Source organism: Cupriavidus sp. 01L415 (genome assembly GCF_056400065.1).
Genome location: NZ_JBFTSP010000041.1, coordinates 1 through 26,873 on the forward strand (window position 1 = coordinate 1; position 26,873 = coordinate 26,873).

Here is a 26,873-nt window from a genome sequence, read left to right on the forward strand (position 1 = left end):
TCCGGCGCCTCAAGCTGACCGCCCGCAAGCTTCCGGTGGTGGCAGGACAGATCCTGATGATCGCCAATTGCGATGCGAAGTCCCGGGACTTGCTCAGGCGGACGGTCCATGATCTAGGTGGCGTCAGCGTGGACGAACATAGTGACGTCCTGCCGAATTTCAGATGGGTGTAAGGATCTCTGCGAATGGTTTGATCTGTTGGCAAGATGAGGAGCGCAAGGATGCATCGGCTTACCGAGTACCGAGGTTATGCGATTCATGTTGATCTCGTTAGTACCTCCAAGGACATGTTTGATACCTGGCTTCAGGTCGAACGGGCGGATGGCTCGCGCGGGGTGGTGCCTTCTGGCAAGCGAATGAAGGTCATGGGTTCGCCATTCTCGCGACGGTGGGCACATCTCGTGGGAGAGCTTGCTGGTCGCGATGCCGTGGACCTGATGATCGAGGATGACTAGTATCGTTATCGCGATGCGGGGCAGAGGCAGTGCCGACGGAAGGGACGAATGGGAGCAAGGGATTCACAAAACCAGCATCGCCTCAAGCCACCTATGGCAGCGCACCGGAAGGCGCCACGCTCCATCCTGAAACGCCGCTCGACGTCGTCTTGCGTTGACTCCGAAGGACACCGTTCTCATCGAACTCAAAAAGGACCGTCGAGGACCGGATGGCACCGCCTGAAAACAGTGGCCCGATGAAGGGGATAAAGCTCTCAGGATGGGGCCGGGACGTGGCAAACGAATAAATCAGTACTGTGGAACCGTTTCTTAGCGCTGCCTGCGAAGAGGGGGGGCCAAGCTGGGTGGTCACGTCGTCAAGTGTGGAGAACCCGAGCATGAAGTTCGACAATTGCTCCGGTTTCACATCGGTCCCGGTCGACACGCAGGCAACCAACATCACCCAACTCACGATAATCGCGTAGGTACGCTTCATATCGACACCGTCATGCCTTTCTGTGCCATGACTAAAACCTGCTGAAGGCCCGCGTCATCCGCGGTTCATTGGACGGCAGCCGGTCGATGCCGAGAAATAGCCATCGGCATAGCTGTAGCACGATGAAGTGACGCCGGTTGCAGACTGCCGGTCGCGCCATCTGAGTCATCAGCGCCTGGGTGTATTGGAGGAGGCGCTGGATCGGACCACCACGCGCGAACTCCTGCTTCAACACCTGAGCGCTCATGTCTGCCGCCCAATGTACGTCAACGTCCCTCACTTGGAAAGCGCCCCAGGAGATGCCAAGGCACGCAGTCAGGCATCCAGGAAGGTAATGGCGTGCAGATGGGGTTGCGGCATTGTCCGACGCCGTACGGACAACACGGCAATCGGGGGGCATCCTGCCAGGACAACGGAGCAGATCCACGCCGGGTCGCGCGGATGACATCTGCGCAGGTCTCGCTTCTCGCTTTCCACACCTCAAGGATGGGGACCTGATGCTCGAGCCTGTTCGCCTTGCTTTCGGCTTTCTTTCGACGCGGTCGCCATGGAACGACAAGACCCCGGTCCGGGGAGAGCTGTTCGGCATCGAGCGTCTGGAGCAGCATGCGCGGAGCCTTGCCGCGGCACAGTCCGTGACAGCCCAGCCCCCCAGAGTGCCCTCGCTGCAGAGCCGCCTCAACGACAATGCCTCGGTCCTGCTGCGCGCTTACCGGGCCAGCGCGGCGGAGCTGGAGAGTGGGCGCAGTGTGGTGCCCGCCGCAGAGTGGCTGCTTGACAACTACCACCTCGTCGAAGCGCAGGTTCGGGAGATCCGCGATGCCTTGCCGCCTGGCTACTACCGCCAGCTGCCGAAGCTGAGCAATGGACCGTTCGTTGGCTACCCGCGTGTCTTCGGCATCGCCTGGGCGTTTGTCGCCCATACCGACAGCCATGTCGACGCCATCGCCCTGAGGCGCTTCATCTCGGCCTACCAGAGCGTGGAGCCCCTGACCATCGGGGAGCTGTGGGCCGTTGCCATCACACTGCGCTTCGTCCTGATTGAGAATCTGCGCCGGTTGGCCGCCCAGATAACTGCGGGGCGCGCCGCCCGCGCGGATGCCGACGCGCTGGCGAGGCGCGTGCTGGTGTCGGGCTGCGGCCGCTCGGCGCTGGATGCCGATATTGCGGAGCGTTCCGTCCTGCCCTTGTCGGAGCTATTTGCCGCCCAGCTGGCCAAGCGGCTGCGTGACCAGGATCCCGTGACCACGCCGACCCTTGGCTGGCTGGAGGCCCGGCTGGGGCGACAAGGCGTCTCGGTCGATGACGTGGTACTACACGCCCAGCAGCGGCAAGGCGCATCCAATGTCACGGTCCGCAATGTCATCACCAGCTTGCGGTTGATATCGGACATCGACTGGACCGAGTTGTTCGAGGATGTCAGCCTGGTGAACCAGGTCTTGTGCGCCAACGGCACGTTTGCGCTGATGGATTTCCCCACGCGCAACCTCTATCGCAGCGCCATTGAGCGGTTGGCACGCGGGTCTGCGCTATCTGAGCTGGAGATTGCCGATCGCGCTGTGGCAGCCGCCCGTCCCGCCACGGGTATTGGGGACGATGCGGGATGCGCCGACTGCGCGTGCGACCCCGGCCATCACCTGATTGGCGAAGGACTCGGCGCTTTCGAGGCGTCCATCGGATATCGGCCCACCGTCCGGCTGCAGCTCAGCCGCTTTCATATCAGGCTGGGGATCGGCGGCTACCTCGGCGCGATGCTGCTACTCACGGTCGTGCTGCTAGCGTTCTCGCTGTGGTCGCTCGGGGTATGGGGTCCCGCGCCGTCTCTTCTGCCCACAGGCGGATGGCTCACACTCGTCGCGCTAATCTGGCTCATCCCCGCCAGTGAAGTCGCCGCCGCGCTGGTCAACCGGGCCATCGCCTGGCACTTCGGGGCCGTCATCCTTCCTGGCCTGGAACTCGCGGCCGGTGTGCCGCGGTCGTTGCGCACCCTGATTGCGGTGCCAACGCTGTTGGCCGGCGAGGCAGAGCTGCGCGCGCAGATCGAAGGGCTGGAAGTGCACTATCTTTCCGGCGCTGGCGGAGACCTGAGCTTCGCCTTGCTGACCGACGGCGTCGATGCCGATCAGGAAGTGATCGCGAGCGATGCGCGGTTACTTGTTGTCGCCGCCGACGCCATCGCCGGGCTGAACCGGCGCCATGGCCCGGGGCCGGCGGGCGACCGCTTTTTCCTGCTCCATCGGCGGCGGATCTTCAATGCGGGCGAGGGCGTCTGGATGGGATGGGAGCGCAAGCGCGGCAAGCTTCACGAGCTCAACCGCCTGTTGCGCGGCGCGACTGATACCAGCTATGTGGCAGTCGGCGGGATCCGACCACACATACCGGCGGACGTCCGCTATGTCATTACGTTGGACGCGGACACGCGCTTGCCAAGAGACGCCGCATTGCGGCTGATCGGCAAGATCGCGCATCCCCTGAATCGCCCGCGGTTCGACGCTGCGCTGCAGCGCGTCGTAGGGGGTTATGCGGTACTGCAGCCCCGGGTGACGCCATCGCTGCCGGTCGGGCGTGAGGGCTCGTTCTACCAGCGAATTTTCTCCGCGCCAGGTGGCATCGATTCCTACGCAACCGCGGCCTCCGATGTCTATCAGGACCTCTTCGGTGAAGGATCGTACGTCGGCAAGGGCATCTACGACGTCGACGCCTTCGAGGCGGCGCTGTCCGGCCGGATCGCTGACAACACGGTACTCAGTCACGACCTGCTCGAAGGCATGTTCGCCCGTACCGGCCTGGCGTCGGATATCGAGGTGGTCGAGGAGTTTCCCGCACGCTATGACGTGGCCACCAAGCGCCGGCACCGCTGGATCCGCGGCGACTGGCAGCTTCTCGGCTGGATCTTCCGACGTCACGCCGCACGCCGCGCGGTGCCCGCCGTCGGCCGCATGAAAATGTTCGACAACCTGCGCCGCTCTGTCCTGCCCCTATGCCAGTTGACAGCGCTTGGGACGAGCTGGCTCGCTCCCGCGCCGATCAATTTGCACGCCATGTTACTGGTGCTTGCCACCATCGGGATTCCGATTCTGCTGCCGGGCCTGCTCTCATTGCGGCCGCATCACACGGCGGTTCGGTGGCGCAGCTACGCGGCGACGCGGCTGGCCGACTTGCGCACCGCAGCCATGCAGACCCTGCTTACCCTTGCATTCCTGCCTGACCAGGCATGGAGTACGGGCGACGCCATTGTCCGGACGCTGACACGGCTGTTCCGTACACGGCGCCATCTGCTCGAATGGACCACGGCCGCGCAGGCAAAGCGCAATCCGCGTCTCGATCTGGCCGGCTGCTACCGTCAGATGGCGGGTGGCGTGCTGCTTGCCGTGGCGGTGGCCGCCATCGCGATCGGTGTCGCGCCATCCGGGTGGCCGCTGGTTGCGCCATTTGCCTTGCTCTGGCTAGCCGCCCCGGCACTCGCGCTGTGGGCCAGCCGTGCCGCGCGGGCGGCGCACCGGCTCACCCTCTCCGAGGCGGAAGCGAGCGAACTGCGCCTGATCGCGCGTCGCACGTGGCGATACTTCGAGACTTTCGTCACGCCGGTGGACCACATGCTGCCACCCGACAACGTACAGGAGCATCCTAATCAGGTCATCGCGAACCGGACTTCCCCAACCAATATCGGCTTGTACTTTCTATCCGCCGTGGCCGCGCACGACTTCGGCTGGGCGGGGACAGGCGAAACGGTGGAGCGGCTCGAAGCCGCCTTTGCCACGCTGTGGAAACTGTCGCGCTACCACGGACATTTCTTCAACTGGTATGGCACCCGGGACCTCCGCGCGCTGATGCCCGCCTATGTGTCGTCCGTGGATAGCGGAAACATGGCCGGTCATCTCATCGTGCTCGCCAATGCGTGCGAAGGATGGGCGCGCGCGACAACCGGCGCGACGGAGACCCCGGAGGCGCGCACGGGCATGCAGGATAGCGTCACGCTGGCCCGTGAGGCGCTGGCCGGGCTGCTTCAGGCGGGCAGCGAGCAGGGCCGCCAGGTCGGAGCGTTGCTGGACGAGATCGTCTCCCTCCTGCAAGGCGGGAGACGGATGGCTACCCTGACGCCCGCGCTCAGGCGGTTGACAGACAATGCCACGCGGCTGTGTGCCGACATGCGCCCGGCGACCGGCAACGATGCGCTGGGCGACCTCTCGTTCTGGCTTGGGACGCTGACGCGGCGCGTCGCCGAACATGAACGCGATTGCGCGGCGCTTGCCGATCCATCACCACGGATAGCGCTGCGGCTCCTTGCGCTCGCCAGTGAAGCGCGCACGATGGCCATGTCGATGGACTTCTCCTTCCTGTTCGATGCGGAACGCAAGCTGCTCTCGATCGGTTATTCGATGGACGACAATCGTCTCGACACCAGTTGCTATGACTTGCTGGCCTCGGAGGCGCGACTGGCCAGCCTGTTTGCCATCGCCAAGGGCGACGTGCCCACACGGCACTGGTTCCGTCTGGGTCGTGCGGCCACGCCGCTCGGCAACGGATCGGCGCTGATTTCGTGGTCCGGATCGATGTTCGAGTACCTGATGCCGTCATTGGTGATGCGTGCGCCGGCGGGAAGTCTGCTTGAACAGACCAGCCGGCTGGTGGTCGAGCGCCAGCGCGCCTACGGCCGCTCCCTGGATATCCCATGGGGCATTTCCGAATCCGCCTACAACGCCAGGGACCTCGAGTTCACTTACCAGTATTCGAACTTCGGCGTACCCGGCCTCGGCCTGAAACGGGGGCTCGCGGAGAACGTCGTGATTGCGCCGTACGCCGCCGCGCTTGCCGCCATGGTCGATGCGCCGGAAGCGCTACGCAACTTCACTCACCTGGTAAGGATGGGTGCGCTCGGCCGCTATGGCTTCTACGAAGCCATCGACTTCACGCGCGCGCGCCTGCCGGAGAACCAGCGCCACGCGATCGTTCGCGCGTTCATGGCCCACCATCAGGGCATGACCATTGTCGCAATCGCAAATACGCTGCAACGCGGCATCATGCGCGAGCGCTTTCATCAGGAGCCGATGATCCAGGCCACCGAACTGCTGTTGCAGGAACGCATTCCGCGCAATGTCGCCATCGCGCACCCACGGGCCGAGGACGTCAAGGCCTCGGCGATCGAGCCAACCGTCCAGGATTCGACCGCAAGGCGAATGTCTGGCGCGATCGTCGGACCGCCCGTCACACATCTGCTGTCGAACGGTCGATACTCTGTCATGTTGACGGCAGCCGGGGCGGGCTATAGCCGCTGGCGCGACCTCTCGGTGACACGGTGGCGGGAGGATGCCACCTGCGACGATGCGGGGTCCTTCATCTTCCTGCGCGATAACGAGGACGGACGAGTCTGGTGCGCCGGCGCGAGGATGTCCGGCAGCGATGACGGCGGCGAGGACAACGAAGTGCTGTTCGTCGAGGACCGTGCCGCGTTCTTCCGCCGCGATGGCTCGCTGACCACCACGCTCGACGTAGTGGTATCCGGCGAGGACGACGGAGAGGTCCGGCGCGTTTCCCTCTCCAACAGTGGCCGCCGGCCTCGCGAGATCACATTGAGCTCCTACGCCGGCCTTGCGCTTTCGGTGCAGGCGGCCGACGTCGCGCATCCGGCGTTCTCCAGGCTGTTCATCCAGACCGAGTACCTGGCCGAGTTTGGCGCGCTGATCGCGACGCGCCGTCCGCGCTCGCGGGGCGAGGCGTCGATCTGGGCCGGACATTTCGCGATCGTGGAGGGCGAGGTCAGCGCCGATCCACAGTATGAATCCGACCGGGCACGCTTTCTGGGGCGGGGTCGGACCGTCATGACGGCGAGCGCGATCTGGGACGGGGGGCCGCTTTCGAATACGGTGGGCACCGTACTCGATCCGATTTTTTCGCTGCGGCAGCAGTTGCGCATTGCGCCCGGCGGCGTGGCGCGGGTGGCCTTTTGGACCGTCGTGGCGCCGTCACGTGCTGAACTACTGGACCTGATTGACAAGCATCATGATCGCAGCGCCTTTGACCGTGCCAGGACGCTGGCGTGGACACAAGCCCAGGTCCAGTTGCGCCATCTGGGCATCAAGTCGAACGAGGCCGCGGATTTCCAACGCCTTGCGGCCGCCATTCTGTACGCAGACCGGCGTTTCAGGCCGTCATCGGAGGCAATTGCCCGCGGGGCCGGCCCCCAATCCGGACTCTGGTCACATGCGATTTCCGGCGACCTGCCGATCGTTCTCTTGCGGATTGACGATATCGAGGATATTGCCCAGGTTCGCCAACTGCTGCGCGCGCACGAGTACTGGCGAATGAAGCGGTTAGGCGTCGACCTGGTTGTCGTCAACGAGCGCACATCGTCCTATGTTCAGGACCTGCAGGTCGCGATCGACACCGCAGTGCGGAGTAGCCAGTCGCGGCCACGGCTAGGCGAGGAATTCGCGCAAGGAGCGGTGTTCGCCCTCCGCGCCGATCTGATGACTGGCGAGGCGCGCGCCTTGCTGCAGTCCGTGGCACGCGTTGCCTTGGTTGCACGTCGAGGGCCGATAGCCGATCAGCTCCCACGGATACACGCGCCGACCGGTTCTGTCCCCGTGGCGCGGCGTGCGCGTCTCGCATCGCTGCTGGCACAGCCGGTGCCGGTTCGACCGGTGTCGCCGCCTCCCGCCGCGAGTCCGCCCGACGATTGCGGCGCGCTGGAGTTCTTCAACGGGTTGGGTGGCTTCGATCAGGACGGCCGCGAGTACGTGGTGGTGCTGGATGGCGAGGCGACCACCCCGGCTCCATGGATCAATGTCATCGCGAACGAAAGCTTCGGCTTCCAGGCGTCGGCCGAGGGGAGCGGGTATACCTGGTCCGTCAACAGCCGGGAAAACCAGCTGACGCAATGGTCCAACGATCCGGTCTCGGACCCGGCTGGCGAGGCGATCTACGTGCGCGACATGGTGTCGGGCGAAGTCTGGACCCCAACCGCGCAGCCGGTGCGCGATGGCGGCACCTACATCGCGCGTCATGGCTTTGGATATAGTCGTTTTGCACACAACGCCCATGGCATAGAGCTCGAGCTGTTGCAATACGTGCCGGTCGAGGATCCGGTCAAGATCTCGCGGATGACACTGCGCAACGTCTCCGCGGAACGCCGGCACCTATCCGTGACGGCCTACGTCGAGTGGGTCCTCGGCCTGTCGCGGGGCGCCTCGGGACCCTTCATCGTTACCGAGTTCGACGCCGCGAGCGGGGCGATTCTGGCGCGCAACCCGTGGAATCTCGCTTTCCCCAACCGCGTCGCGTTTGCGTGCCTGGTCGGGACCACGACCGGCTGGACGGCCGATCGAGGCGAGTTCCTCGGATATCACGGCACGCCGCGCAGGCCGGCGGCGCTGGTGGCCCCGTCGGGTTCGACATCGCTTTCGGGCACGGTCGGTGCAGGGTTGGATCCCTGCGCGGCGCTCCAGTGCATGGTATCGCTCGATCCATACGAATCCAGGGAGGTCACGGTTCTCCTCGGACAATGTGCCACTGCAGATGAAGCTCGCGCCATGATTGCCCGCTATCGCAGCGTCGATCTCGATGACGTGCTCGCGGCCGTGACGGCGCAATGGCGGCGTCTGCTCGGCGCGGTTCAGGTCAGGACACCGGACCGCGCGATGGACATCATGCTCAATGGCTGGCTGCTCTACCAGACGCTGGCCTGCCGCATCCGGGCACGTTCGGCGTTCTATCAGGCAAGCGGGGCCTATGGGTTTCGCGATCAATTGCAAGACACCATGGCGCTCACCTTTGCCAGTCCTGGTGAGACGCGGCGCCATCTGCTTCGTGCCGCGGCACGTCAATTCGAGCAAGGCGATGTCCAACACTGGTGGCTACCGCACTCCGGGCAAGGCGTGCGGACGCGTATCTCGGACGATTGTGTCTGGCTTGCGTTCGCCACTGCGACCTATGTGAGATGTACGGATGACGCGGCGGTGCTCGACGAACGTGTTGCCTTCCTCGACGGGCCCGTGCTGGACGCCGGCGAGCACGATCTTTTTTTCCAGGCCATGCCGGCGGATGCCAGCGCTTCGCTGTTCGAGCACTGCGCACGCGGTATCGACCGCTGCCTCGACCTGACCGGCGAGCATGGCTTGCCCTTGATCGGCGGTGGCGACTGGAACGACGGGATGAATCTGGTGGGCGTTGGCGGAAGGGGCGAAAGCATCTGGCTTGGCTGGCTCCTCGCGCGGACCCTTGCGTTGTTCGCGCCGCTGGCGGACTCACGCGATGCCGTACGGGCCGCGCGCTGGCGCGCTCATGGAGTCATGCTGGGCGAAGCACTTCAGCAGCATGGCTGGGACGGCGAGTGGTATCGCCGCGCAACCTTCGATGACGGCGCGCGACTTGGATCGAAGGATAGCGAGGCGTGCCGGATCGATGCCATCGCACAATCATGGTCGGTGCTGTCTGGAGTGGGCAACCCGGCCCGAAATGCGACGGCAATGGCGTCGCTTGATGCCCTGCTCGTTCGCCGCAAGGAAGGGCTTGTGCTGCTGTTCTCGCCGCCATTCGATGGGGGCTTGCTCGACCCCGGCTACCTCAGGGCATACCCGCCGGGTATTCGCGAAAATGGCGGTCAATACAGCCACGCCGCCATGTGGAGCGTCCTTGCGTTCGCGGAGTTGGGGGAGGCGGACAAGGCCGTCGAACTGTTCTCGATGCTCAACCCCATCAACCATGCACTGACGCCGGCCGCTGCCGATCGCTACAAGGTTGAACCCTATGTGGTCGCCGGCGACGTCTATTCGATTGCCCCTCACGTTGGGCGTGGCGGTTGGACGTGGTATACGGGTGCGGCGGGATGGATGGTGCGGGCCGGAGTGGAAGGCATCCTGGGTATTCGTCGGGAGGGAGGCTGGCTGGTCGTCGCGCCGCGCATTCCTGGAGCCTGGCCCGGATTCGAGGCAACCGTCACGCTCGGTGCCTCTCAATACGATATTTGTGTCGATTGGGGTTCGTCAGCCGGGGATGGCGTGTGTGTCGCAATGCTGGATGGCTCGCCGATTTCATGCGTAGAGGGCGCGATTCGTATCCGGATGGAAGAGGGCCGGCATCGTGTCCGCCTTCACCTCTCTGCCAGGCCTACATGGCACGGCTGAGTGTGTTGCATCGACTAGTTGAATCCGCAGCGAGTACGAGTCACCGCTTCATCGCTATGGCCGGACGGCGCATCTGGATCGATCCCAGTACGGTGCACGGTACCGTACAGATTTGCGAGACGATCCCGCCTACAGTAATTGCAGATGTCACTCCCCCTTGCGAAGAACGCATTGCCTGTGGCGACGCTTACGGCAACCAGGCAGCGGGGATCCATCACAAATTGTTGTATTGGTGGCGTATGCAAGCCCATATCATTGACCACAAGGTGATCGTCCATTCGGACTCGCTGGGAGGCTGGTATTTTACGGAAATGGACGGGAACGCCAGCTACCGCTTCGGGCCCTTCGCATCATTGAAGCTCGTCAACGAACTTGTACCGGTACTCTTCCCCGGGATACCGGTGTTGGACCGACTGGGCCCGTCTTCCGTTGTGGATGACGCAAGCACGATGCTCCACGGCAATGAGGAGTACGTGGCGAGACCGGGCGGCGACGCCATCATTGAGTAATGCGCGCGTTTGTCTGGCGCGACCCTTCGTCCCTCGTCCACCCCGGCCGAGGGACTTTTCTTATGCTGTGTGCGCCGATGCGGCGCACTTCCAGGAACGCGGCGGCGTCAGCGTGGCCGACCCACAGCACCAAGGCTCGCAGGGTTGAACGTGCTGACGGGCGCTTGCGCCGGGCATCCAAAGCGACGTCTTTTGCAGGCACATCCGTATGATTCGTAAGTTAAGTTGACCTGCACAGGTATGACCTGTATAAACAACTGTGCAGGATCCTCAAGCAGACCTCAGAATTTTCCGGCCTATCGCCACCTTTCCTTGTTTCTTCCTTGACTATCGTGCCTCGTCGGCGTTTTTGCCATGCGAGAACATCTAGGAAATCCAAACATGGAAACCGGTACTGTAAAGTGGTTTAACGACGCCAAGGGCTTCGGCTTCATCACGCCTGATGCGGGCGGCAATGATCTGTTCGCCCATTTTTCCGAAATCCAGGGCGATGGTTTCAAGTCCTTGCAGGAAGGACAGAAGGTCCGCTATGTGGCGGGCGTCGGTCAGAAAGGGCCGGCTGCGACGAAGATCCAACTTGCCTGACCAGCCTGGGCAATATCGAACGAAAAGCTCCGTACCGCGGAGCTTTTTTGTTGAGTTCGTCGAGTTCAGACAAAGCCATGAGCGTGGTGCCCTGATGGCGAGCCGGATGCAGATTGCCCGATTGGCTCGTGAGCCAGCCGACTCACCCGGCCCCGCGCGCGCTGACGCGCCTAAGGGCGTAACACTTCGCAGGCACCGGCCGCCAGTATGAATGGCGTGGTATGGCCGCGGCACCGCGTGCCAGAGGCGATAGCACTGCTCGCGGTCAGAGAGGATGCAACCGGCCTCGCCCTCGATGGAAGGGTGACGTGTCGCTTCATGCCAGGATTTCTTCGCAAAGCCAGAGGAGTTGAAAATGCCAAAATCCTTCTCGATCCATTCGCCGAAGCCGTCCGACGACGGGGAGCGGGTGTCCTTCACCATCGAGGCGAATGGAGCCAAAAGTAAAGGCCATATTTCGCGCTCGGCGCTTGATGAACTGGCCGGTGGCCATATTGGCGACCTTGGGGAGGTCTTCGACAAGCATCGAGATCAGATCAAGGAAGCGGCCCGCGTTAAGTGGTTGGCGAATCCTTCGCTCGATCCCATCGTGCTCAGCGGCGACGATTTTTGAGTCGCTCAATATAGCCTCTTGAGCTTCATCGTCTCCGGCTGCGTAGCGGATCGGCGTGCCGCGCAACGCGTCGACGGGTGGGCATCCCAGCATTCAACGCCAAGAGGATAGGGCGTTCTATGGTCTTGCTAGAATGGGTGTCATGTTTCAGGGGCGGATATGGAACGCATTTCCGAGTATCGAGGCTTCGAGATCCGGATGAATCTGACTGGTACTTCCAGAGACATGTTTGACGTCTGGTTCCAGATCAACGGGCCGATGAGTCCGCCTGGAGTCGCCGCAATCGGAAAGCGGATCAAAGTTCACGGCAGCCCATTTTCCAAACGATGGGCATATCTAGTGGCTGAAGTCGCCGGCCGTGCAGTGGTGGACGTGATATTGGGTGTGGACGAGTAATTGTCCGCGGCCGCCCAGAGAAAGAGCAGTTCAAGCATGGTGGCCGCCGGCAATATTAGCGGTCACACATTGTTGTAAGCAGGGAACGACTCGCGCTGGTGGACCTTACTTCGTCATGTGAGCGACGCGATGCCACCAGTACTGAAATGAGTACTTGGCATCTATGTGAAGTGCTGGCCTACTGGAGTTGCCCCTGTGATTCAGGACACCCGAACACCGTTAAGTTGATGATGTTGCGGCTCGTCGGAACTCCCGAGGCGAACGATACTTCAACGCTTTATGCGGATGCCAGTCATTGTATTGCTCGAATGCGACCGTTAGCTGAGAGAGCGCTGTCGGCACGTCGGGCTTGTTCATGAACGCGATGTAATCGCGCTTCATGGTCTTGACGAAGGATTCGGCCATACCGTTGCTCTGCGGAGAACGCACCGGCGTGGTCAGTGGCTCCAGGCCCAGCTCCCGCGCGAAGCTGCGCGTACGATGGTCGATGTACGCCGAGCCGTTGTCCGAGAGCCATTCGATGGTTTGCTCGGTCTGCACAGCGCCGAAGCGCTGCTCGACGGCCGCCAGCATTACATCTCGAACAATATCCCCACTGTGCCCGCCGGTGGTCGCCGCCCAACTGATGGCTTCTCGGTCATGGCAATCGAGCGCAAAGGTGACGCGTAGCGGCGAACCGTCGTCGCAACGGAATTCAAAGCCGTCTGAACACCAGCGGGTATTGCTACGATTGGCAAGACGGTCGCCGTGCCCGCCAATACGACGACACGGCGCTGGTGACTGAAATCCATGAGCTGCAGGCAGCGGACCGCAGGCGTTCCAGGTCAGGCTGTGTTTCCCCATTGCCGATCCAGAGGACGGCATCTGGCACCCCTCCCGCTCGGCCGCTCCGAAATCGTCGCTGCGATCCAATCCAAGCAGCGCGGCCAAGGCAGCATCCGCAGCCGTCTCGATCAGCCGCGTCTGCCATCCGAGAGCCGCTGCCGCGTAACTGACTGCGGCAATGGCATGGCCGCAGTCATGCTGGCAGTAGCGCCAGGCGCGCATTCCGTATTTCCGTGCCTCGCGCCAATGGATCGAGCTGATGCCAACCAGGATTCCGCCGCCCCGGAACGCCTCAGTCCATGATGGATCATCCAATGCAGCCCGCTGCTCAAGGACGTGGTCGCGGCTCAGGTAATGGTAGACCCTGCCCGGCAGACCGGGCAGGGCAGGGCAAACAAGATAGCCCTCGGTCGGATGCAGATTGCCGCTCGAGGGATTGCAGCGCAGTGCCCACTGCTGAGCGCCGAAGGCTTTCCGCGCTGACAAGCCGAGCGAAAGCTCAAACAGGATTGCGAGGGTATGAAGGCTGATGCCCTGCGCGGGCGGCAGGGCGCCGCATTCGCTGCCTATCAGGATCCAGCATTTCTTCGTAGGCAAAAGTAAGGATAGCGCCACGCGAGGCACGTGTATCGGCATCTCGCTATGCGCGTGACGTTCGCGAATATCCGGTTGCAAAACCCGCATCGTGCTAGGCGTGGAAGCCATCCTCGCTCACGCTGGCTCGCCCAGTAGCTCTGATTTCCGCGCTTCCAGTCGGGCTGCAACGTCGCGAAGGTCGACCTTCGCCTTGATCACCGCGGGAAAGAGTTCGCTTTCTTCCTCCTCGACATGGTGGCCGACATACTCGGTCAGGACCTTGTAGTTCGCATCGAGCATGTCCGGGTCTCCCGCTTCGATCTTGGCGATCAGAGCCTTTGCCACGCCGTGCTCGACCGTGGCTTCATCAAGCATGTCGTCAAGCTTTTCCGAGACGCTGCGCAGGGCAGGGTAAAAGATCTCTTCCTCGATCTGCGCATGGACTGACAGCTTCTGACATGTCTCCGTGGCGATCGCGTACTTTTCTGCGGCGTTGGTGGCTTCGAATTGCTTGAAGAGTTTCTTCACGGCTCGATGGTCATCCATCAGGAGGCCGAGCGCTGTGCGTTGTTCAACGGGTATTTTTGACTTGTCCATGAAGATCTCCGTAGGGGGAAATTGCGCACTGCTGGTGGTGCACTATCGGGGGGTATTGCCGCGCGGAGCGTCAAGCGCGCTCAACGGCGCTTGCGCCGTTTTACCGGTTTCGTGGTTGTCAGCGCGTCGGTCCAGGCGGCCATCATTTGCCTGGCGCCTTCCGTCATCGCAGTGGAAGCCGCACGCTTGCCTTCCGCCATCATTCTGCCGCGCGTCGCGCCGGCGATGCGATTGGCATTGCTGAGCCACATGCTCATGAATGGGTTTCTTTTGTTCCAGGGATTCTTCATCGGATTTGCAGGGTGCCATTGCAATGAAGCAATGAACCGCCGCGCCGCTGATAGTGGCGGCGGCGATTGAAGTCAGTTAGAAGCCGTTAACGCCAGGGCGTCACGGGCGTCCTTGCCCGCCCTGTCGACCTTGCTGGCTGCCCCCTTGCTGGCCACCCTTTTGGGTGTCTTGATCGCCGTGCTGTTGGCCACCCTGGCCACCCTGTTGTTCGCGTTGGCCGCCACGCTGATCCTGGTCGCCAGACTGCCCGCCTTGCCGGCTACCCTGATCGCCCTGTTGCCCGCCTTGCTGGCCGCCTTGTTGAGGTTGCTGCTGACTAGGCTGTTGCTGCTGGCCCTGTCCTGATTGCGGTTGCTGTGCCATGTTGGCTCCTGTCGCGGCTGAATTGCCACGTCATCGCTGCGCAAGCGCCGTACCAGGGCAAACACTGTCACCGCATACGGGAGCGTCGAGGCGATGCTCATCGACCTGTGTCGCGCTACCAGGGCGGAAGCGGGCGATTTCGTCCGGGAAAGGGATGGCCCGGTAACGTCCTGGCGTGCATCGCTGGCCGCACTCGGTGCCAAATTCCCCGGTGCACCGCTTTCTACAATCGCCGCCAAAGTTACCGAGACATCCATACCCGGTTGAAGTAGCCTGTCTCACTCGGGCAAATCCCCACGGGCGCGATATCCTTGTTCGTGGCCCTGGGCGGATACGGGAGACCCGAAGCGGGCCTCGGCGAACAGCGGCAATTTGATCACTATCTGGTCAAGCCGCCCGAGTTGACGCGGTTGAATAACTCGATTGCCATGGCAGCAACGCAGCGTGTAGGAGCAGGCGGAGCGTGGGAACGATCCTTGCGGCTACAGGACGCGCGCTGCATTCAGAATTTGACGAATTTGGCCCGCCTCCTTCCCGGGACCGCGCCAGATACAGTGATTCGGGATTCAACCCTGGGGTGACTGCGTGACTCGCCGTTCCGCCTATCGATCTCTCATCCCGCACCATTACATGCTGGTCTTCTTCGTCGCAGCCTTTACCGCCATGGTGGGCATTGTTGCTTACAACTTCATCGGAAGTGAGAAGCGCATAGAGACCCGTCTGGATCGCTTTTATAGTCTGAATTCGCCGCAGTTCGCGTACGAACTTGGTGTACTGCTGGGGCCGCCCATCGTCGAAGGGAATCGGTTTCGCGTACTCCGGAACGGCGATGAGATCTTCCCCGCAATGCTGGATGGCATACGCGGTGCGAGTAGAACCATCAATTTCGAATCCTATATCTACTGGTCAGGCGACATTGGCAAGGTGTTTGCGAACGCGCTGGCCGAACGCGCACAGGCCGGCGTCAAGGTCCAGGTTCTGCTTGATGCTGTCGGAAGCTCAAAGATCGATCAATCGGTGCTCGATACGATGTCGAAAGCGGGTGTCGATGTTCAACGGTATCACCCGGTGCGTTGGTTCACGCTGGGAAAGCTCAACAACCGGACACACCGCAAGTTGCTCATCATTGACGGCGCCATTGGCTTTACGGGAGGCGTCGGCATTGCGCCCGAATGGACCGGAAACGCGCAAGATCCGGATCACTGGCGCGACACGCATTTCCAGGTGGAGGGCCCAGTCGTGGGGCAGATGCAGTCGGTCTTCGTTGACAACTGGATCAAGGTGACCGGACGGGTGCCCCACGGTGAGGACTATTTCCCGTTGTTGCAACCTCTTGGACGCGGGCGTGCGCAGATGTTCAGCAGTTCCCCTACCGGCGGCAGTGAAAGCATGGCGTTGATGTATCAGCTCGCCATTACGGCGGCAACGCGGACTATTGACCTGTCCGCAGCCTATTTTGTCCCCGATAGAATCACGGAGCAGGCGTTGCTGGCTGCCCTGGCGAGAGGCGTAAGAATCCGGGTCATAGTGCCGGGAAAGTACATGGACTCGGAGACGGTGCGCGCGGCGTCGAGGGCGCGCTGGGGGGCGCTGTTGAAGGCCGGCATCTTGATCGCCGAGTATGGGCTAACGATGTACCACTGCAAGGTACTGATCGTTGACGGCTTACTCGTATCTGTGGGGTCGACAAATTTTGATAACCGCTCATTCCGCTTGAATGACGAAGCGACGCTTAATATTGTCGATACTGAATTTGCCGCAAGGCAGACCGAGATCTTCGAACAGGATTTGAGATTATCTGAGCGGGTCACTTACTTTGCCTGGGAGAATCGTCCCTGGATGGAGAAACTTCGAGATCGCCTTGCCTCGCTGATTGCGTCGCAGCTTTGATCAGCAGCACTTCCGGCACCGTACTCAATCACCAACACCCACGAAGCGGGGCACGCCGCAGGTCATTGGGTAAATCGAGGGTGCTGGCAAACGGGCACGTTTTCACTCCTGCGGTTCGTGCGGTTCGCCGGCCGCCGCGCGCAGGTGCACCTCACCGTCTCGGCGATGTATATGCAATTCGGCGTTCTCTCGTTTGGCCAGAGCCCATCCAGCCGCTATGGCCGCTTCCAATGTCGGAAACCGTTGAGGCCGGGAGGAGCTTGCCCATTCCAGCGTCCAACCAAGTTCCGCAGGCATAACGCGAATGATTCGCGCTTGCATATTGTCTTCCTGCTTGGCACCCAAAAAGAGCGCCCGCTGCGTCGAGCGGGCGAGCCAAAGTCGAATGGGTAAACGCATTCGACGGGATCGATATTGCCAACGTATGTTCTGCGGAGCATATCCCTACTTAAGAGGGAGTGTCGCACTAATGTATCTCTCCCCGATGTTTCTCGGGTCGCTGTCGAAGGGGTTGCGCTCTCAGATCTGACCGTCACGACCATGGGTGAGCAGCTCGACTTTGTTTTACAGGGCCCTCCTAGTGCCGGGGGCGGAAGTGCTCAGTGGCGACTATCAGCAAATGTCCACGAGTAAAGGTCGATTTTTTTGCCGACGCGTCAAGCGAATTGGGTTTTACAACACAATCGACCGAAAGCAGCCGTTGGAATCAGGCCGCAAGAAACCGTTTCTGCGGGAAGCGGCCATCCGCGAGAAAATTCCGGAAGGACCGTTCCCGGCTTCGGACGGATGCCCGACAGGAATCCGCGACCGTCGCAGACCGACCCTGAACCGCCCTTCGATCGGGTATGCGCAGACCCGTAAGGTGGAGCAGGACAGGTGGAGAACGTAGTTGTCGAAGGCGGCGACGCCACCGTCCGCTAAGGACGGTCTCAAAATGGGCTGCGTCCAAGCTGGAGAGGTCGCAGAATGACCCGAAGCAGGCAACGGCGTCCAGCGGAAGCGGACAGCCTGGCAGCGATCTGCGCCTACCACGCAATGGGCGCTATTTGCCACGAGGCAGATTTACAGAGAACACCGTTTCTGTTGCGTCGGATCGCGCATCGATTTCGCCCCCGTGTGCCTTGGCGATCTCGCGCGCGATATACAGTCCGAGCCCCAGACTGCCGTCGGTATTTGTGCCTTGATGGCTCGGGCCACGCTGGAGTGGATTAAAAATGAGGTCGAGGGTCGACCGCTCAATGGCGGGGCCGGTATTCCTCACTTCCAATAGGACGTCCGCGCCCATGTCGGTCACTGTCACACATACCGGCGCGTCTTGCACTCCGTACTTGATCGCATTTAGTACCAGATTGCCCAACAACTGCTGGAGACGTCGGCCATCCCAGACACCCATGCAGTCACCGACCACGTCCAGATCAATCTGACGGTCCGGATGTACTACCCGCAACTGGTCCAGCGTATCGGCAAACAACTGGCCCAGATCGATATCGGTTGGCGCGATATTGATACCGAAACCGAGCCTGGTTCGATTGAAATCAACCATATCGTCCAGCAGCGCCTGCATGCGAGCGCCGCTTCTGATCAAGCGGGACGCGGCTCCCGACACTTTTTCGCCGGCGTTCAGCGCTGCCAGATACGACGCTGTAATCTGGATGGTCTGGAGCGGACTGCGCATGTCATGCCCCAACATACCGAGGAACAGATTACGGGCCAAGTCTACCTGCATGCTGAAAAAGTCTACCGATTCGGCGATTGCCTGATCGATGGCCTCGTTGAAACGGATCATGTCATCCTCGTGATGACTGTCGGGCGCGCACTCGTCCATCCACAGTCGGAGTACGCTCGCACGCAGGGCACGGTATTCGGCAACCATCTGGTTGATATCGAAGCCGCTTCGCGCGCGCAGAAGGGCGTGCATCTGGGCGGCTGTCTCAGGGCCTCCCGCCAGTTCGGGTGCGTGCCCCGTGGATTTTTCAAATTGTTCCTTCCTGCTTTGGGAAGTCGACAGATCCTTTGCCACGGCCACCAGAATCTGCTGCGCATGGTCCCGTAAGGCCAGCGATCTCATATCTGCCGCTGCCGGCAACAGGGTGCGCGCAAATGCCTCCCATTGCGACAGAATGGCATCCATATGGTCGAGGATAAAGTCGGCTAATCGCATGTCTGCTCCCGAAGGATGGCAAATGCGTCGCATAACGCATTTTTTGCGGAATCCATGCTTGTAAGCAAAATTGCCACCTGATTTTGTCGGGTACATCAATTGCTTATGGTAGGGCAATTGGAGAACCTACTGCTTACCCGAAACATCGTGCGCCTGCTAATTGCGGACGACGACCCGAATGCGTTGGCAGCATACGAGTTGTTCTTCGACGCTCGTGGTTATAAAACCCGGACAACAGGAGACGGCGCGGACGCGCTCGCGAAATACTATGCGTGGCGTCCGGACGCTGTTGTTCGCGACATTCAGATGCCCCGTTTGGACGGGCGCGCGGTGGCAAGGGAGATCCGGCGCCTACAATCCGCGCCGGCCCCATTGCTGGTGGCGGGTTACCGCTCTGACATCGCCTTCCGAGCACGCCGAATCAATCAGATCCGGGTTCGATCATCATTTTGTAAAGCCCGCCGATCTGCCGGCCGTCCTCGCTGCGATAGCGGCCCGCGTTGGCCCTGGCGCCACGGATGATTCATGACAATCGGCTCCGCGGTCTGTGACCGCTTTCCGGCGCGCTAATGACTGGCCGTTCATGGCCGGTCTCGGACCGCGGTCTGCCGCGAAGCGGCGATGGTCTCTGACCGACCCTTCTGGGGCAATTTGAGACCGTGAAATCGAACGACCGCTCCGGTGTTGCGGATTCAACCGGTCAACGCAACGGACTGATGGAATCGTTCAGTCGGCCTGTCCGAAGTTGCTTGACCATTACAGAGCGCCGCCTCTGCGAAGAGATTCATCTAAGCCTGGCTTGTCGCTGGTTTTGCCGGCTCGGTCTTGAAGGCCCCACTCCCGATCATTCGACGTTCTCCAAGAATGGCCATGCCCGGTTCCGAGAGAGCGGTGCGCTGCGTTACGTGTTCGAGGCAGTCCTTCGCTGCTGTATGACAGAAGGGCTAGTTCAAGGCGAGGGCTTTGCTGTGACGCGAGTCTCATCAACGCATCCGCGCTTGCAGATCATCCATTTCTTCCAGCAGGTCGGCCACCAGAGCGGCCAGTTCCGGTATGGCGTCAAAGTCACGCTCCAACTGCCACATGCGCCGCGCCCGTCGGAGGCTGGCGCTGGAAAACTGCCAGACGCCAGCGACACTTACGGCATGGGGGAACAAGTCCTCGTCTACATGCCGCATGAGCCAATCTGGTTCTACCATGCAGGCTGCCGCCACCTGCTCCAGAGTCAGCCAAGCATCTTCCATCAGGCAGGCGATGAGAACGTCATCATCAGACATGGGTCAGGCTCTCCTTTCCGGGCGCGGATTAAAGGTCAATTCCCGCGCCATGGTTTCATAAAGCTCCCGCGCCTTCGGGGTGTTTGCCGGCGGCAACACCACCCGGATGTCCAGCAGCAGATCGCCCGGTGGATTAGCGGGAATGCCCTTGCCGCGCACACGTAGCTCGCTGCCGCTCTGGGCGCCAGGGGGAATGCGCACCTTCAGTTCGCCCCCAGGCAAATCGATGGGCACCACCGCCCCCAGCGCCGCCTCCCATGGCGCCACCGGCAGGGTGAGGTGTAGATTTCGCCCCTTCACTTTCAGTTGGTCGTGCGGCTTGAAATGCACCTCCAAAAAAAGATCCCCCGCCGGTGCACCGCCGATCCCCGGCGCCCCTTGTCCGGCCAGACGGATGAGCTGACCTTCGCGCACGCCTTTGGGAATTTTCACGCTGAGGGTCCGGCTCCTGAGCTGCACCACGCCCTGGGCGTCCATGCTTGGCACCCGCAGCGAAAGTTGGCGGGTGGCGCCGGTAAAGGCGTCTTCCAGGTCCAGCAGCACCTTGGCGTGGTGATCCACACCGCGTGACTGGAAGCTGCCACCGTGTGCATGGAAGCCGCGGTGTCTGCCTCCGGCATGGCCAAACAGCTCGGCGAAGAAGTCGCTGAAATCGGCCTCTTCCTGGGGCGAGAAGCCCCGACTGGAGAACTCGAAGCCGGTGTCCCAGTCCGGCGGCGGACGGAACTCCTGGCCGGGCTGATAGCCTCGCCCCAATTGATCGTACGCGGCGCGCTTTTCCGGGTCGGAGAGGACGGCGTAGGCCTCGTTGAGCTGCCTCATACGCAGTTCTGAATCCGACTCCTTGGAAACGTCCGGATGGAACTTGCGCGCGAGCTTGCGGAACGCCTTCTTGATGTCCTCCGCCGCGGCATCGCGTGCCACCCCCAGCGTTTTGTAGTAGTCGTGGAACTCCATGCGTGTTCCCCTTTTCCGGTCTCGAGAGCTGCCCTTCTCCTCGGAAGAATGATGCCGAAAATCAGTCAAATCAAGAACTTGAAACCCCAGTCGAAGTCTTACCATTGCAAACGGAGGCGTCAGTAGATGGCGCCCGCGCGAAAGCGAATGGAGGCAAACATGATGTATCGATCGTTGTTTCCCCGTGACGTATTCTCAGAACTGGAACGCCTACAGCGCGAGTTGCAGCAGCCATTCGAGCTGTCTCCCAGCATTCGCGGTCGGGTCAATTTCCCGGCCATAAATGTAGGCGGCACACCCCACTCAGTGGAAATCTACGCTTTTGCCCCTGGCGTCGATCCGGCCAGCATCGACGTGCAGCTGGTGAAGAGCGTGCTGACCATTGTCGGCGAGCGCAAGCCCGATCTCCCCGACAAGGACGAGCAAACATCCGTGCATATCGATGAACGCTTCGCCGGCCGCTTCCGCCGTGTGGTGAGCCTACCAAACGACGTGAATCCCAATGCGGTGGAGGCCAAGTACCGCGACGGCGTGCTGCACATCAGCATCCAGCGCCTCGAAGCCGCGCAGCCGCGCCAAATCAGCATCCAGTGAGCAAGGAGGATCGGGTCATGAGCGAAAATACTGCTGTCGCCAAGCAAGCCGACACTGGCAGCACTGAAGCAGCCCTGATGCCGCCCTCGAATGTGTACGAGGACGCCGCAGGCATCACCCTGTACGCCGATCTGCCAGGTGTGCCCAAGGACAAGCTGGTCGTGCAGGTGCAAGGCGATATCCTGACCATCAAGGGCGACGTCGTCCTGGATCTGCCGGAAGGCATGGAAGCCAGTTACGCGGAGATTTCCCTGCCCCGTTACCGGCGCGTGTTCACGCTATCCAAGGAACTAGATGCCGAGAAGGTCGTCGCCGAGTTCAGCCACGGCGTGCTCAAGCTGCGCATCCCGAAAGCCGAATACGCGCAACCGAGCCGCATTGAGGTCAAGGTGGCGTGATGTAAGCCGAGCGGGTCGTGGGCATCACCCATGGTTGCACACACGTAGGACGGCTGACGTGATACTGGAGTCGTTGAAAGAGAGTTCCGGTTTTCGCCCCTGTGAACAGTGAGGAGCCGACGATGCGACTGATCGAACTAGATGAACAACAGGACTTTCTTACGACCTTGCAGCGTAATGGTCTGGCAACAGGTGATTTCGAACTCCTGGAAACGGATACGACTGACCCAAAAGGCGACGAAAACTTCGGTTTGCAGGGCTACGTCACGGTAACCAGACTATCGACGCAAGTTACAAGGGAATACCCCATCGGCTATGAAACCGATTGGGTTCAGCATTTTAGGAAAGATCTCGAGGCTGGCATCTTCGAAAAGTCGGAATGAGATCCTGCGTGTTATTGGGGCGGCGGGTGAAAGATGGTCACCTGCCGAATTGGGTACTCGCGTGGAAGCAGCCATATCCCGACCTTGCGCAAGTACCCGGAAGAACTGCTTCTCCTGCCACATTGCTTCCAGTTTTCCTTTGGCCGAGATCCCTGTGGTGGGGTCCAAACGGGTGCTGCCGGGAATGCCGCTCAGATGACTTCTTTGTTGCGATGGAGGACGGCGTAGCTGGGACAAGAAATCAGCCCTTCTGCGTCACTTCTGGCCGGCCGGTGACTGGGCGAAGCGATGACCGCCGGCGGCGCCATCGCTACATGACGCGTTCTTGTGCGGCTTGCTGGTGCTTGTTACCGACAACACATCCAGATCGAATCTTGGCATGACTCTGGACAGGACTGTCGAGAGGCTTCCGGACCGCCTGCCGGGCGGGCATGCCGAATGTGCAGAGCCGGGTTTCCAGGTGAGGGCCGGCGGTCTATGGTGACAACGAGGCCGGAGAGGGCGCGCGGAGCCGGTGCGAGGCCAAGCCGGGGCTTGCCCTCCGCCTCTCTCCCTATCTCTCTATTCGATACACGACCACACAGGAGAACACCATGGATTCGTCAGCATCCCCGCGCCGCATCGTGATCACGGGCGCAGCCGGTGCGCTAGGCCGGGCCGTCACCCAGGCGTTCGCGGACGAGGGGGCCCGGCTAGCCCTGATCGACCGGAGCGTGGACGTCCTGAGGGCGCAGGCACCGGTCCCCGAGGCAGCCGACTGGCATTTGCTGCTGGCGGCCGACGTGACCTCGCCGGACAGCATGGCGGTGGCGGCACGCACCATTCTCGATGCGTTCGGCGGTGTCGACGTACTGGTACACGTGGCCGGCGGCTTCGAGTTGGGCGAGCCCGTCTCTGCGCTCAGCCGGGAGTCCTGGATGCGGATGATGGATCTCAACGCCTGGTCGCTGGTGGCCGTCACGCAGCACCTGGTGCCCGCCATGCTCGGCCAGGGCGCCGGCAAGGTGGTGGCGGTCACGGCGCGCGGCGCGGACAGCGGGGCCGCCGCGATGGGCGCATATTGCGCTTCCAAGAGCGCGCTGCAGCGTCTGGTGGAAAGCTTGTCGCACGAGGTGCGCAGGGGCGGTGTCAACGTCAACAGCATCGCGCCGAGCATCCTCGACACTCATGCTAACCGCGCGGCCATGCCGGCCGCCGACCCGAGCGACTGGGTCTCGACCGCGGCGGCGGCACGCGCCATTGCCTTCCTCGCATCGGACGCCGCGCAGGCTATCCATGGACAGCACCTGGTGCTGGACGGGTTGAGTTGATCCGCGGCCGGCACGTGGGCCGGCGCGGCACGAGGCTTCCCGCAGGGATGCCCTGGCCCCGGCAGGCGCAAGACCTGCGCGGGACGCTGCGTCCATGTTGCACAGGTAGGCAACTGCTGGTCATACAGCAGGTCACGGCTTCAATCTCCAATGCCCCGATTGTTGAATGTGACAAGGCAAGAAAAAGCTCTGCCATCCCTACAGCATGCCGCTTGACGCGTGGTGGACGACGACACGTGTCGAACTTGAAATGAGTTCTTAAGCCAAATCATCCGAAGCATTGGGACGCCTCGGGGTACGCCTGTTCGCGCGGACCAAGCGCAAAGGGAAACGATCTCTCTGTCTATTCGCAAGCCAAGCTCAATGCTATCGCCAGGCGGCTCAACGAACGCCCGCGCAAGACACTAAACTTCGATACACCGGCTGAACGATTCCATCAAGCTGTTGCATCGACCGGTTGAATCCTCACCTTCGTCCTGCCACTCATTCCCTTGGCCGCCCCTTCCCGCTATCTGTCTGGGCGGGACGTTGCATCTACATGCGTCGAGGAGCACGGCAAGTCTGTTGTCACTTTCCTGCACAGCAGTCAAAGAGATAGTCTGTTTGATGCGCTGATTGGCTCCCGCTGACTGTCCGTGAACTCTGTCGTTAGCTTCTCGCCCATGAAACTGGCTTCTGCCGATAACGCGATGAAGGTGATTTGCGAGAGAACGTGTGTCCGCTGTCTACTGCAGAACGGCCATTTGAGCGCCTGCGGGAACACGCCAACGAACGGCAGGAGATGGCCGAACACGGCCCCGTGCTCGCCGGCGCATCACCCGACCAAGGGGCCGGCGTTGATGCCTAGTGAATCGGCTCGACCGCGGTGGTGCGTTTGCGCGCGTCAGGGCGTACGGTACGACATCCTTCAGAGCAGTTTGCATGCCTCGTCGAATTCCAGGCGAGGGCTGCGCGGAAACAGCTTGGCAGTGTCGCCATAGCCCAGATTGCATATGAAGTTCGATTTCACATGGCTGTCCGGGAAATATTCGAGCTGAAAGGCATTCTCCTTCGGGTCCGCCGGAAAGAATTCGTGATCGACCTTGGCATTGTCGAAGCCGGACATCGGCCCACAGTCGAGTCCCAGCGAACGGGCGGCAATCATGAAGTACGCGCCCTGCAGGGAACTGTTCCGCCTCGCGGTGGTGAGTGCGAGTTCCGGCGTGTCGGTGAACCATGCGCGTGCGTCCGCATGCGGGAACAGCTTGGGCAGAAGTTCGTAGAACTTGATGTCGTAGGCGATGATGGCGGTGACCGGCGCAGCCATGGTCTTCTCCACATTGCCCGGTGCTAACGCGGGCAACACGCGCTGTTTGGCCTCAGGGGTGCGCAGGAACAGAATGCGCGCGGGAGAGCAGTTGGCGCTGGTTGGGCCCCATTTCATCAAGTCATAGAGCTGCCGCAGGGTCTCGTCGCTCACGGGCTGGTTCAGCCACGCGTTGTGCGTGCGTGCCTCGCGAAAGAGCAGATCCATCCCTTCTTCACTCAAGCGCTTTGTCATGATTGTCTCCTTGTGATGCGATGGGACCACGCGGCTGCCCGGCCGGCTCGCCGCTTCTGTCTAGCATAGCCAGCGCGGATCGCCGCCGCGCCGCCGGCTTCTGCATGGATCCGGAGGGCTTGTCTCCGCCATCGGCTACGCCAGCAAGGGTAGGGGCTCGGGTATCCGAAAAGCCACTCTGGCGCGAGTGCGCTGTGGTTCGGTCGAAGTGGCGATTGTCAGCCCCGGATTGCCAGCGCTGACACGCCAGGGCGATACTGGCGAACAATCGGCGGCCGTGTGCCACGAGATGAGAGAGGGGAGCATGGACGAGAAGACATCAGGCGCCGGCCCCGCGCAAATAGGAGAGCCGCTCACTGAGCTACCGGGCCAGGTCGTGCTGGTCTTGCAAGGTGGTGGCGCGCTTGGCGCCTACCAGGTGGGTGTCTATCAGGCATTGCATGAGGCGGGGCTTGAGCCGGAGTGGGTGATCGGCACCTCGATCGGGGCGATCAACGGGGCCATCATCGCCGGCAATCCGCCGGAGGAGAGGCTCTCCCGGCTCAAGCGGTTCTGGGACGGTGTTGCCTGTCGCGGCACCGCTCAGGGAAGCGGCAGCTTTCGACAATTCGAAGACTGGCTGCGGGTGGTGAGAATCACGACCCAGGGCATTCCGTCGTTCTTCACGCCAAGCCCCGATGCTTGGTGGCCTGGCGTACGTGCCACTGTCGGCCTCGCCAGGGCGGCGTTCTATTCCACTTCGCCGCTGCGCGCGACCCTGGTCGCACTGGTCGACTTCGACTACCTGAACGCCATGCAGACAAGGCTGACGGTCGGCACGGTCAGTGTCCGCAGCGGCCGCATGCGCTACTTCACCAACCGCGACACACCGTTGAACGTCGATCACGTGATGGCCTCGGCGGCGTTCCCTCCTGGCTTCCCTTCCGTACAGATCGAGGACGAGCCTTACTGGGATGGCGGCATCTATTCCAACACCCCGCTGGAAGCAATTCTTGATGACCGCCCGCGCCGCAGTTCGCTGATCTTCGCCGTGCAGCTTTGGCCCGCCAGCGGCCCGGAGCCCGATTCCATCTGGCAGGTGATGAGCCGGCTGCGGGATATCCAGTATTCCAGCCGGGCGGAGTCCCATCTAGAGCGCCAGCGGCAGATCCACCGCCTGCGGCATGTCATCCGCGAATTGGGTAAGCACATTCCGGAAAGCGAACGCGAGCAGGCCGCCGTGCAGGAACTGCTCGGCTGGGGATGTGGGACGACCATGCACGTGGTCGAGCTGGATGCGCCGCAACTCGACGGCAACGACATGCATCGCGATATCGACTTCTCCACCTGCGGGATCGAGCGCCGCTGGATGGCCGGATACAAGGACACGCGACGCGCGCTGGAGCGTGCCCCATGGCGCGAGCCGCTGGATCCGATAGAAGGGATTGCCGTGCATCGCGTCGGCGTAGTGATGCCGGATGCGTGCGGGTGACGCGCTTGCACTAAAGGTCTGACTTTGCGAGACGCGCTCGGACCAGGTTTGTGCGGGGGGCCTGAGACCTGGTAATTCCTAAAAT

General features: G+C 61.8%; 23 protein-coding genes and 5 pseudogenes. 16 read left to right on the top strand and 12 right to left on the bottom strand.

Features of this window, described 5'->3' with window-relative positions:
* The first annotated feature begins 221 nt into the window (after positions 1 to 221).
* The gene (locus AC1DOX_RS28775) at positions 222 to 455 is read left to right on the top strand and encodes a hypothetical protein (RefSeq protein ID WP_441623782.1); all 234 of its coding nucleotides are present in this window, start codon (positions 222 to 224) and stop codon (positions 453 to 455) included.
* A gap of 91 nt (positions 456 to 546) precedes the next feature.
* Here AC1DOX_RS28775 and AC1DOX_RS28780 read toward each other — a convergent pair whose 3' ends face one another.
* Positions 547 to 930, bottom strand: a complete 384-nt coding sequence (locus AC1DOX_RS28780) for a hypothetical protein (RefSeq protein WP_441623784.1) — start codon at positions 928 to 930, stop codon at positions 547 to 549.
* Between the two features lie 49 nt (positions 931 to 979).
* A pseudogene (locus tag AC1DOX_RS28785) lies at positions 980 to 1,177 on the bottom strand (Crp/Fnr family transcriptional regulator); the annotation flags it as partial.
* Between the two features lie 250 nt (positions 1,178 to 1,427).
* On the opposite strand from AC1DOX_RS28785, the gene AC1DOX_RS28790 reads away from it, so the two are divergent.
* The 5 genes from AC1DOX_RS28790 (at position 1,428) to AC1DOX_RS28810 (ending at position 12,155) form a co-directional block, all read left to right on the top strand.
* Positions 1,428 to 10,052: a GH36-type glycosyl hydrolase domain-containing protein gene (locus tag AC1DOX_RS28790; RefSeq protein ID WP_477114082.1), complete on the top strand. Its 8,625-nt coding sequence runs from the start codon at positions 1,428 to 1,430 to the stop codon at positions 10,050 to 10,052.
* Complete coding sequence (locus AC1DOX_RS28795; protein ID WP_441623786.1) at positions 10,040 to 10,561, top strand: hypothetical protein; 522 nt, start codon at positions 10,040 to 10,042, stop codon at positions 10,559 to 10,561. Before AC1DOX_RS28790 ends, AC1DOX_RS28795 begins: the two co-directional genes overlap by 13 nt.
* A 381-nt stretch (positions 10,562 to 10,942) precedes the next feature.
* Complete coding sequence (locus AC1DOX_RS28800) at positions 10,943 to 11,146, top strand: cold-shock protein (protein ID WP_441623788.1); 204 nt, start codon at positions 10,943 to 10,945, stop codon at positions 11,144 to 11,146.
* Between the two features lie 355 nt (positions 11,147 to 11,501).
* Complete coding sequence (locus tag AC1DOX_RS28805) at positions 11,502 to 11,759, top strand: hypothetical protein (protein ID WP_441623790.1); 258 nt, start codon at positions 11,502 to 11,504, stop codon at positions 11,757 to 11,759.
* Positions 11,760 to 11,918: 159 nt separating this feature from the next.
* Positions 11,919 to 12,155: a hypothetical protein gene (locus AC1DOX_RS28810; protein ID WP_441623792.1), complete on the top strand. Its 237-nt coding sequence runs from the start codon at positions 11,919 to 11,921 to the stop codon at positions 12,153 to 12,155.
* A 219-nt stretch (positions 12,156 to 12,374) separates the two neighbouring features.
* On the opposite strand, the pseudogene AC1DOX_RS28815 reads toward AC1DOX_RS28810, so the two are convergent.
* The 4 genes and pseudogenes from AC1DOX_RS28815 to AC1DOX_RS28830 all read right to left on the bottom strand — a co-directional run.
* Positions 12,375 to 12,929 (bottom strand): annotated as a pseudogene (locus tag AC1DOX_RS28815) (DDE-type integrase/transposase/recombinase); the annotation flags it as partial.
* A gap of 189 nt (positions 12,930 to 13,118) precedes the next feature.
* Positions 13,119 to 13,685, bottom strand: a pseudogene (locus AC1DOX_RS28820) (SagB/ThcOx family dehydrogenase); the annotation flags it as partial.
* A gap of 6 nt (positions 13,686 to 13,691) precedes the next feature.
* Positions 13,692 to 14,153: a hemerythrin domain-containing protein gene (locus tag AC1DOX_RS28825; protein ID WP_441623794.1), complete on the bottom strand. Its 462-nt coding sequence runs from the start codon at positions 14,151 to 14,153 to the stop codon at positions 13,692 to 13,694.
* An 80-nt stretch (positions 14,154 to 14,233) separates the two neighbouring features.
* Entirely contained in the window at positions 14,234 to 14,443 is a 210-nt protein-coding gene (locus tag AC1DOX_RS28830) for a hypothetical protein (protein ID WP_441623796.1), read from the bottom strand.
* Between the two features lie 112 nt (positions 14,444 to 14,555).
* Here AC1DOX_RS28830 and AC1DOX_RS28835 point away from each other — a divergent pair, with 112 nt between their 5' ends.
* Positions 14,556 to 14,789: a hypothetical protein gene (locus AC1DOX_RS28835; protein ID WP_441623798.1), complete on the top strand. Its 234-nt coding sequence runs from the start codon at positions 14,556 to 14,558 to the stop codon at positions 14,787 to 14,789.
* 648 nt (positions 14,790 to 15,437) lie between these two features.
* Entirely contained in the window at positions 15,438 to 16,697 is a 1,260-nt protein-coding gene (locus AC1DOX_RS28840; RefSeq protein WP_441623800.1) for a phospholipase D-like domain-containing protein, read from the top strand.
* A 102-nt stretch (positions 16,698 to 16,799) separates the two neighbouring features.
* Here the strand turns inward: AC1DOX_RS28840 and AC1DOX_RS28845 are convergent, their stop codons facing one another.
* Both AC1DOX_RS28845 and AC1DOX_RS28850 read right to left on the bottom strand, forming a co-directional pair.
* Positions 16,800 to 17,096: a DUF2188 domain-containing protein gene (locus tag AC1DOX_RS28845; protein ID WP_441623802.1), complete on the bottom strand. Its 297-nt coding sequence runs from the start codon at positions 17,094 to 17,096 to the stop codon at positions 16,800 to 16,802.
* A 643-nt stretch (positions 17,097 to 17,739) separates the two neighbouring features.
* Positions 17,740 to 18,858: an ATP-binding protein gene (locus tag AC1DOX_RS28850; RefSeq protein WP_441623804.1), complete on the bottom strand. Its 1,119-nt coding sequence runs from the start codon at positions 18,856 to 18,858 to the stop codon at positions 17,740 to 17,742.
* A gap of 105 nt (positions 18,859 to 18,963) precedes the next feature.
* On the opposite strand from AC1DOX_RS28850, the gene AC1DOX_RS28855 reads away from it, so the two are divergent.
* Together AC1DOX_RS28855 and AC1DOX_RS28860 are read left to right on the top strand one after the other, a co-directional pair.
* Positions 18,964 to 19,380 carry a response regulator gene (locus tag AC1DOX_RS28855; RefSeq protein ID WP_441623806.1) on the top strand — a complete coding sequence of 139 codons (417 nt, stop codon included), beginning with the start codon at positions 18,964 to 18,966 and terminating at the stop codon, positions 19,378 to 19,380.
* A gap of 236 nt (positions 19,381 to 19,616) precedes the next feature.
* Positions 19,617 to 19,855, top strand: a pseudogene (locus AC1DOX_RS28860) (transposase); the annotation flags it as partial.
* On the opposite strand, the gene AC1DOX_RS28865 reads toward AC1DOX_RS28860, so the two are convergent.
* Together AC1DOX_RS28865 and AC1DOX_RS28870 are read right to left on the bottom strand one after the other, a co-directional pair.
* The gene (locus tag AC1DOX_RS28865; RefSeq protein WP_441623808.1) at positions 19,842 to 20,135 is read right to left on the bottom strand and encodes a chaperone modulator CbpM; all 294 of its coding nucleotides are present in this window, start codon (positions 20,133 to 20,135) and stop codon (positions 19,842 to 19,844) included. The pseudogene AC1DOX_RS28860 and the gene AC1DOX_RS28865 overlap by 14 nt on opposite strands.
* Before the next feature lie 3 nt (positions 20,136 to 20,138).
* A complete protein-coding gene (locus AC1DOX_RS28870; RefSeq protein ID WP_441623810.1) occupies positions 20,139 to 21,092 on the bottom strand; it encodes a DnaJ C-terminal domain-containing protein in 954 nt (317 codons plus the stop codon).
* 159 nt (positions 21,093 to 21,251) lie between these two features.
* Here AC1DOX_RS28870 and AC1DOX_RS28875 point away from each other — a divergent pair, with 159 nt between their 5' ends.
* The 3 genes from AC1DOX_RS28875 (at position 21,252) to AC1DOX_RS28885 (ending at position 22,467) form a co-directional block, all read left to right on the top strand.
* A complete protein-coding gene (locus AC1DOX_RS28875) occupies positions 21,252 to 21,686 on the top strand; it encodes an Hsp20/alpha crystallin family protein (protein WP_477101637.1) in 435 nt (144 codons plus the stop codon).
* 17 nt (positions 21,687 to 21,703) lie between these two features.
* Positions 21,704 to 22,084, top strand: a complete 381-nt coding sequence (locus tag AC1DOX_RS28880) for an Hsp20/alpha crystallin family protein (RefSeq protein ID WP_441623814.1) — start codon at positions 21,704 to 21,706, stop codon at positions 22,082 to 22,084.
* A 122-nt stretch (positions 22,085 to 22,206) separates the two neighbouring features.
* On the top strand, positions 22,207 to 22,467 hold the full coding sequence (locus tag AC1DOX_RS28885; RefSeq protein ID WP_441623816.1) for a transcriptional regulator: 261 nt from the start codon (positions 22,207 to 22,209) through the stop codon (positions 22,465 to 22,467).
* A 255-nt stretch (positions 22,468 to 22,722) separates the two neighbouring features.
* Here AC1DOX_RS28885 and AC1DOX_RS28890 read toward each other — a convergent pair whose 3' ends face one another.
* On the bottom strand, positions 22,723 to 22,848 hold the full coding sequence (locus AC1DOX_RS28890; protein WP_441623818.1) for a hypothetical protein: 126 nt from the start codon (positions 22,846 to 22,848) through the stop codon (positions 22,723 to 22,725).
* A 212-nt stretch (positions 22,849 to 23,060) separates the two neighbouring features.
* Between AC1DOX_RS28890 and AC1DOX_RS28895 the strand changes: the two genes are divergently transcribed.
* A complete protein-coding gene (locus AC1DOX_RS28895; RefSeq protein WP_441623820.1) occupies positions 23,061 to 23,777 on the top strand; it encodes an SDR family NAD(P)-dependent oxidoreductase in 717 nt (238 codons plus the stop codon).
* Between the two features lie 323 nt (positions 23,778 to 24,100).
* Positions 24,101 to 24,238: pseudogene (locus AC1DOX_RS28900) on the top strand (IS30 family transposase); the annotation flags it as partial.
* A gap of 446 nt (positions 24,239 to 24,684) precedes the next feature.
* On the opposite strand, the gene AC1DOX_RS28905 reads toward AC1DOX_RS28900, so the two are convergent.
* Positions 24,685 to 25,317: a malonic semialdehyde reductase gene (locus AC1DOX_RS28905; RefSeq protein WP_441623822.1), complete on the bottom strand. Its 633-nt coding sequence runs from the start codon at positions 25,315 to 25,317 to the stop codon at positions 24,685 to 24,687.
* 304 nt (positions 25,318 to 25,621) lie between these two features.
* Between AC1DOX_RS28905 and AC1DOX_RS28910 the strand changes: the two genes are divergently transcribed.
* Entirely contained in the window at positions 25,622 to 26,788 is a 1,167-nt protein-coding gene (locus tag AC1DOX_RS28910; protein ID WP_441623824.1) for a patatin-like phospholipase family protein, read from the top strand.
* The last annotated feature ends 85 nt before the right edge of the window (positions 26,789 to 26,873 follow it).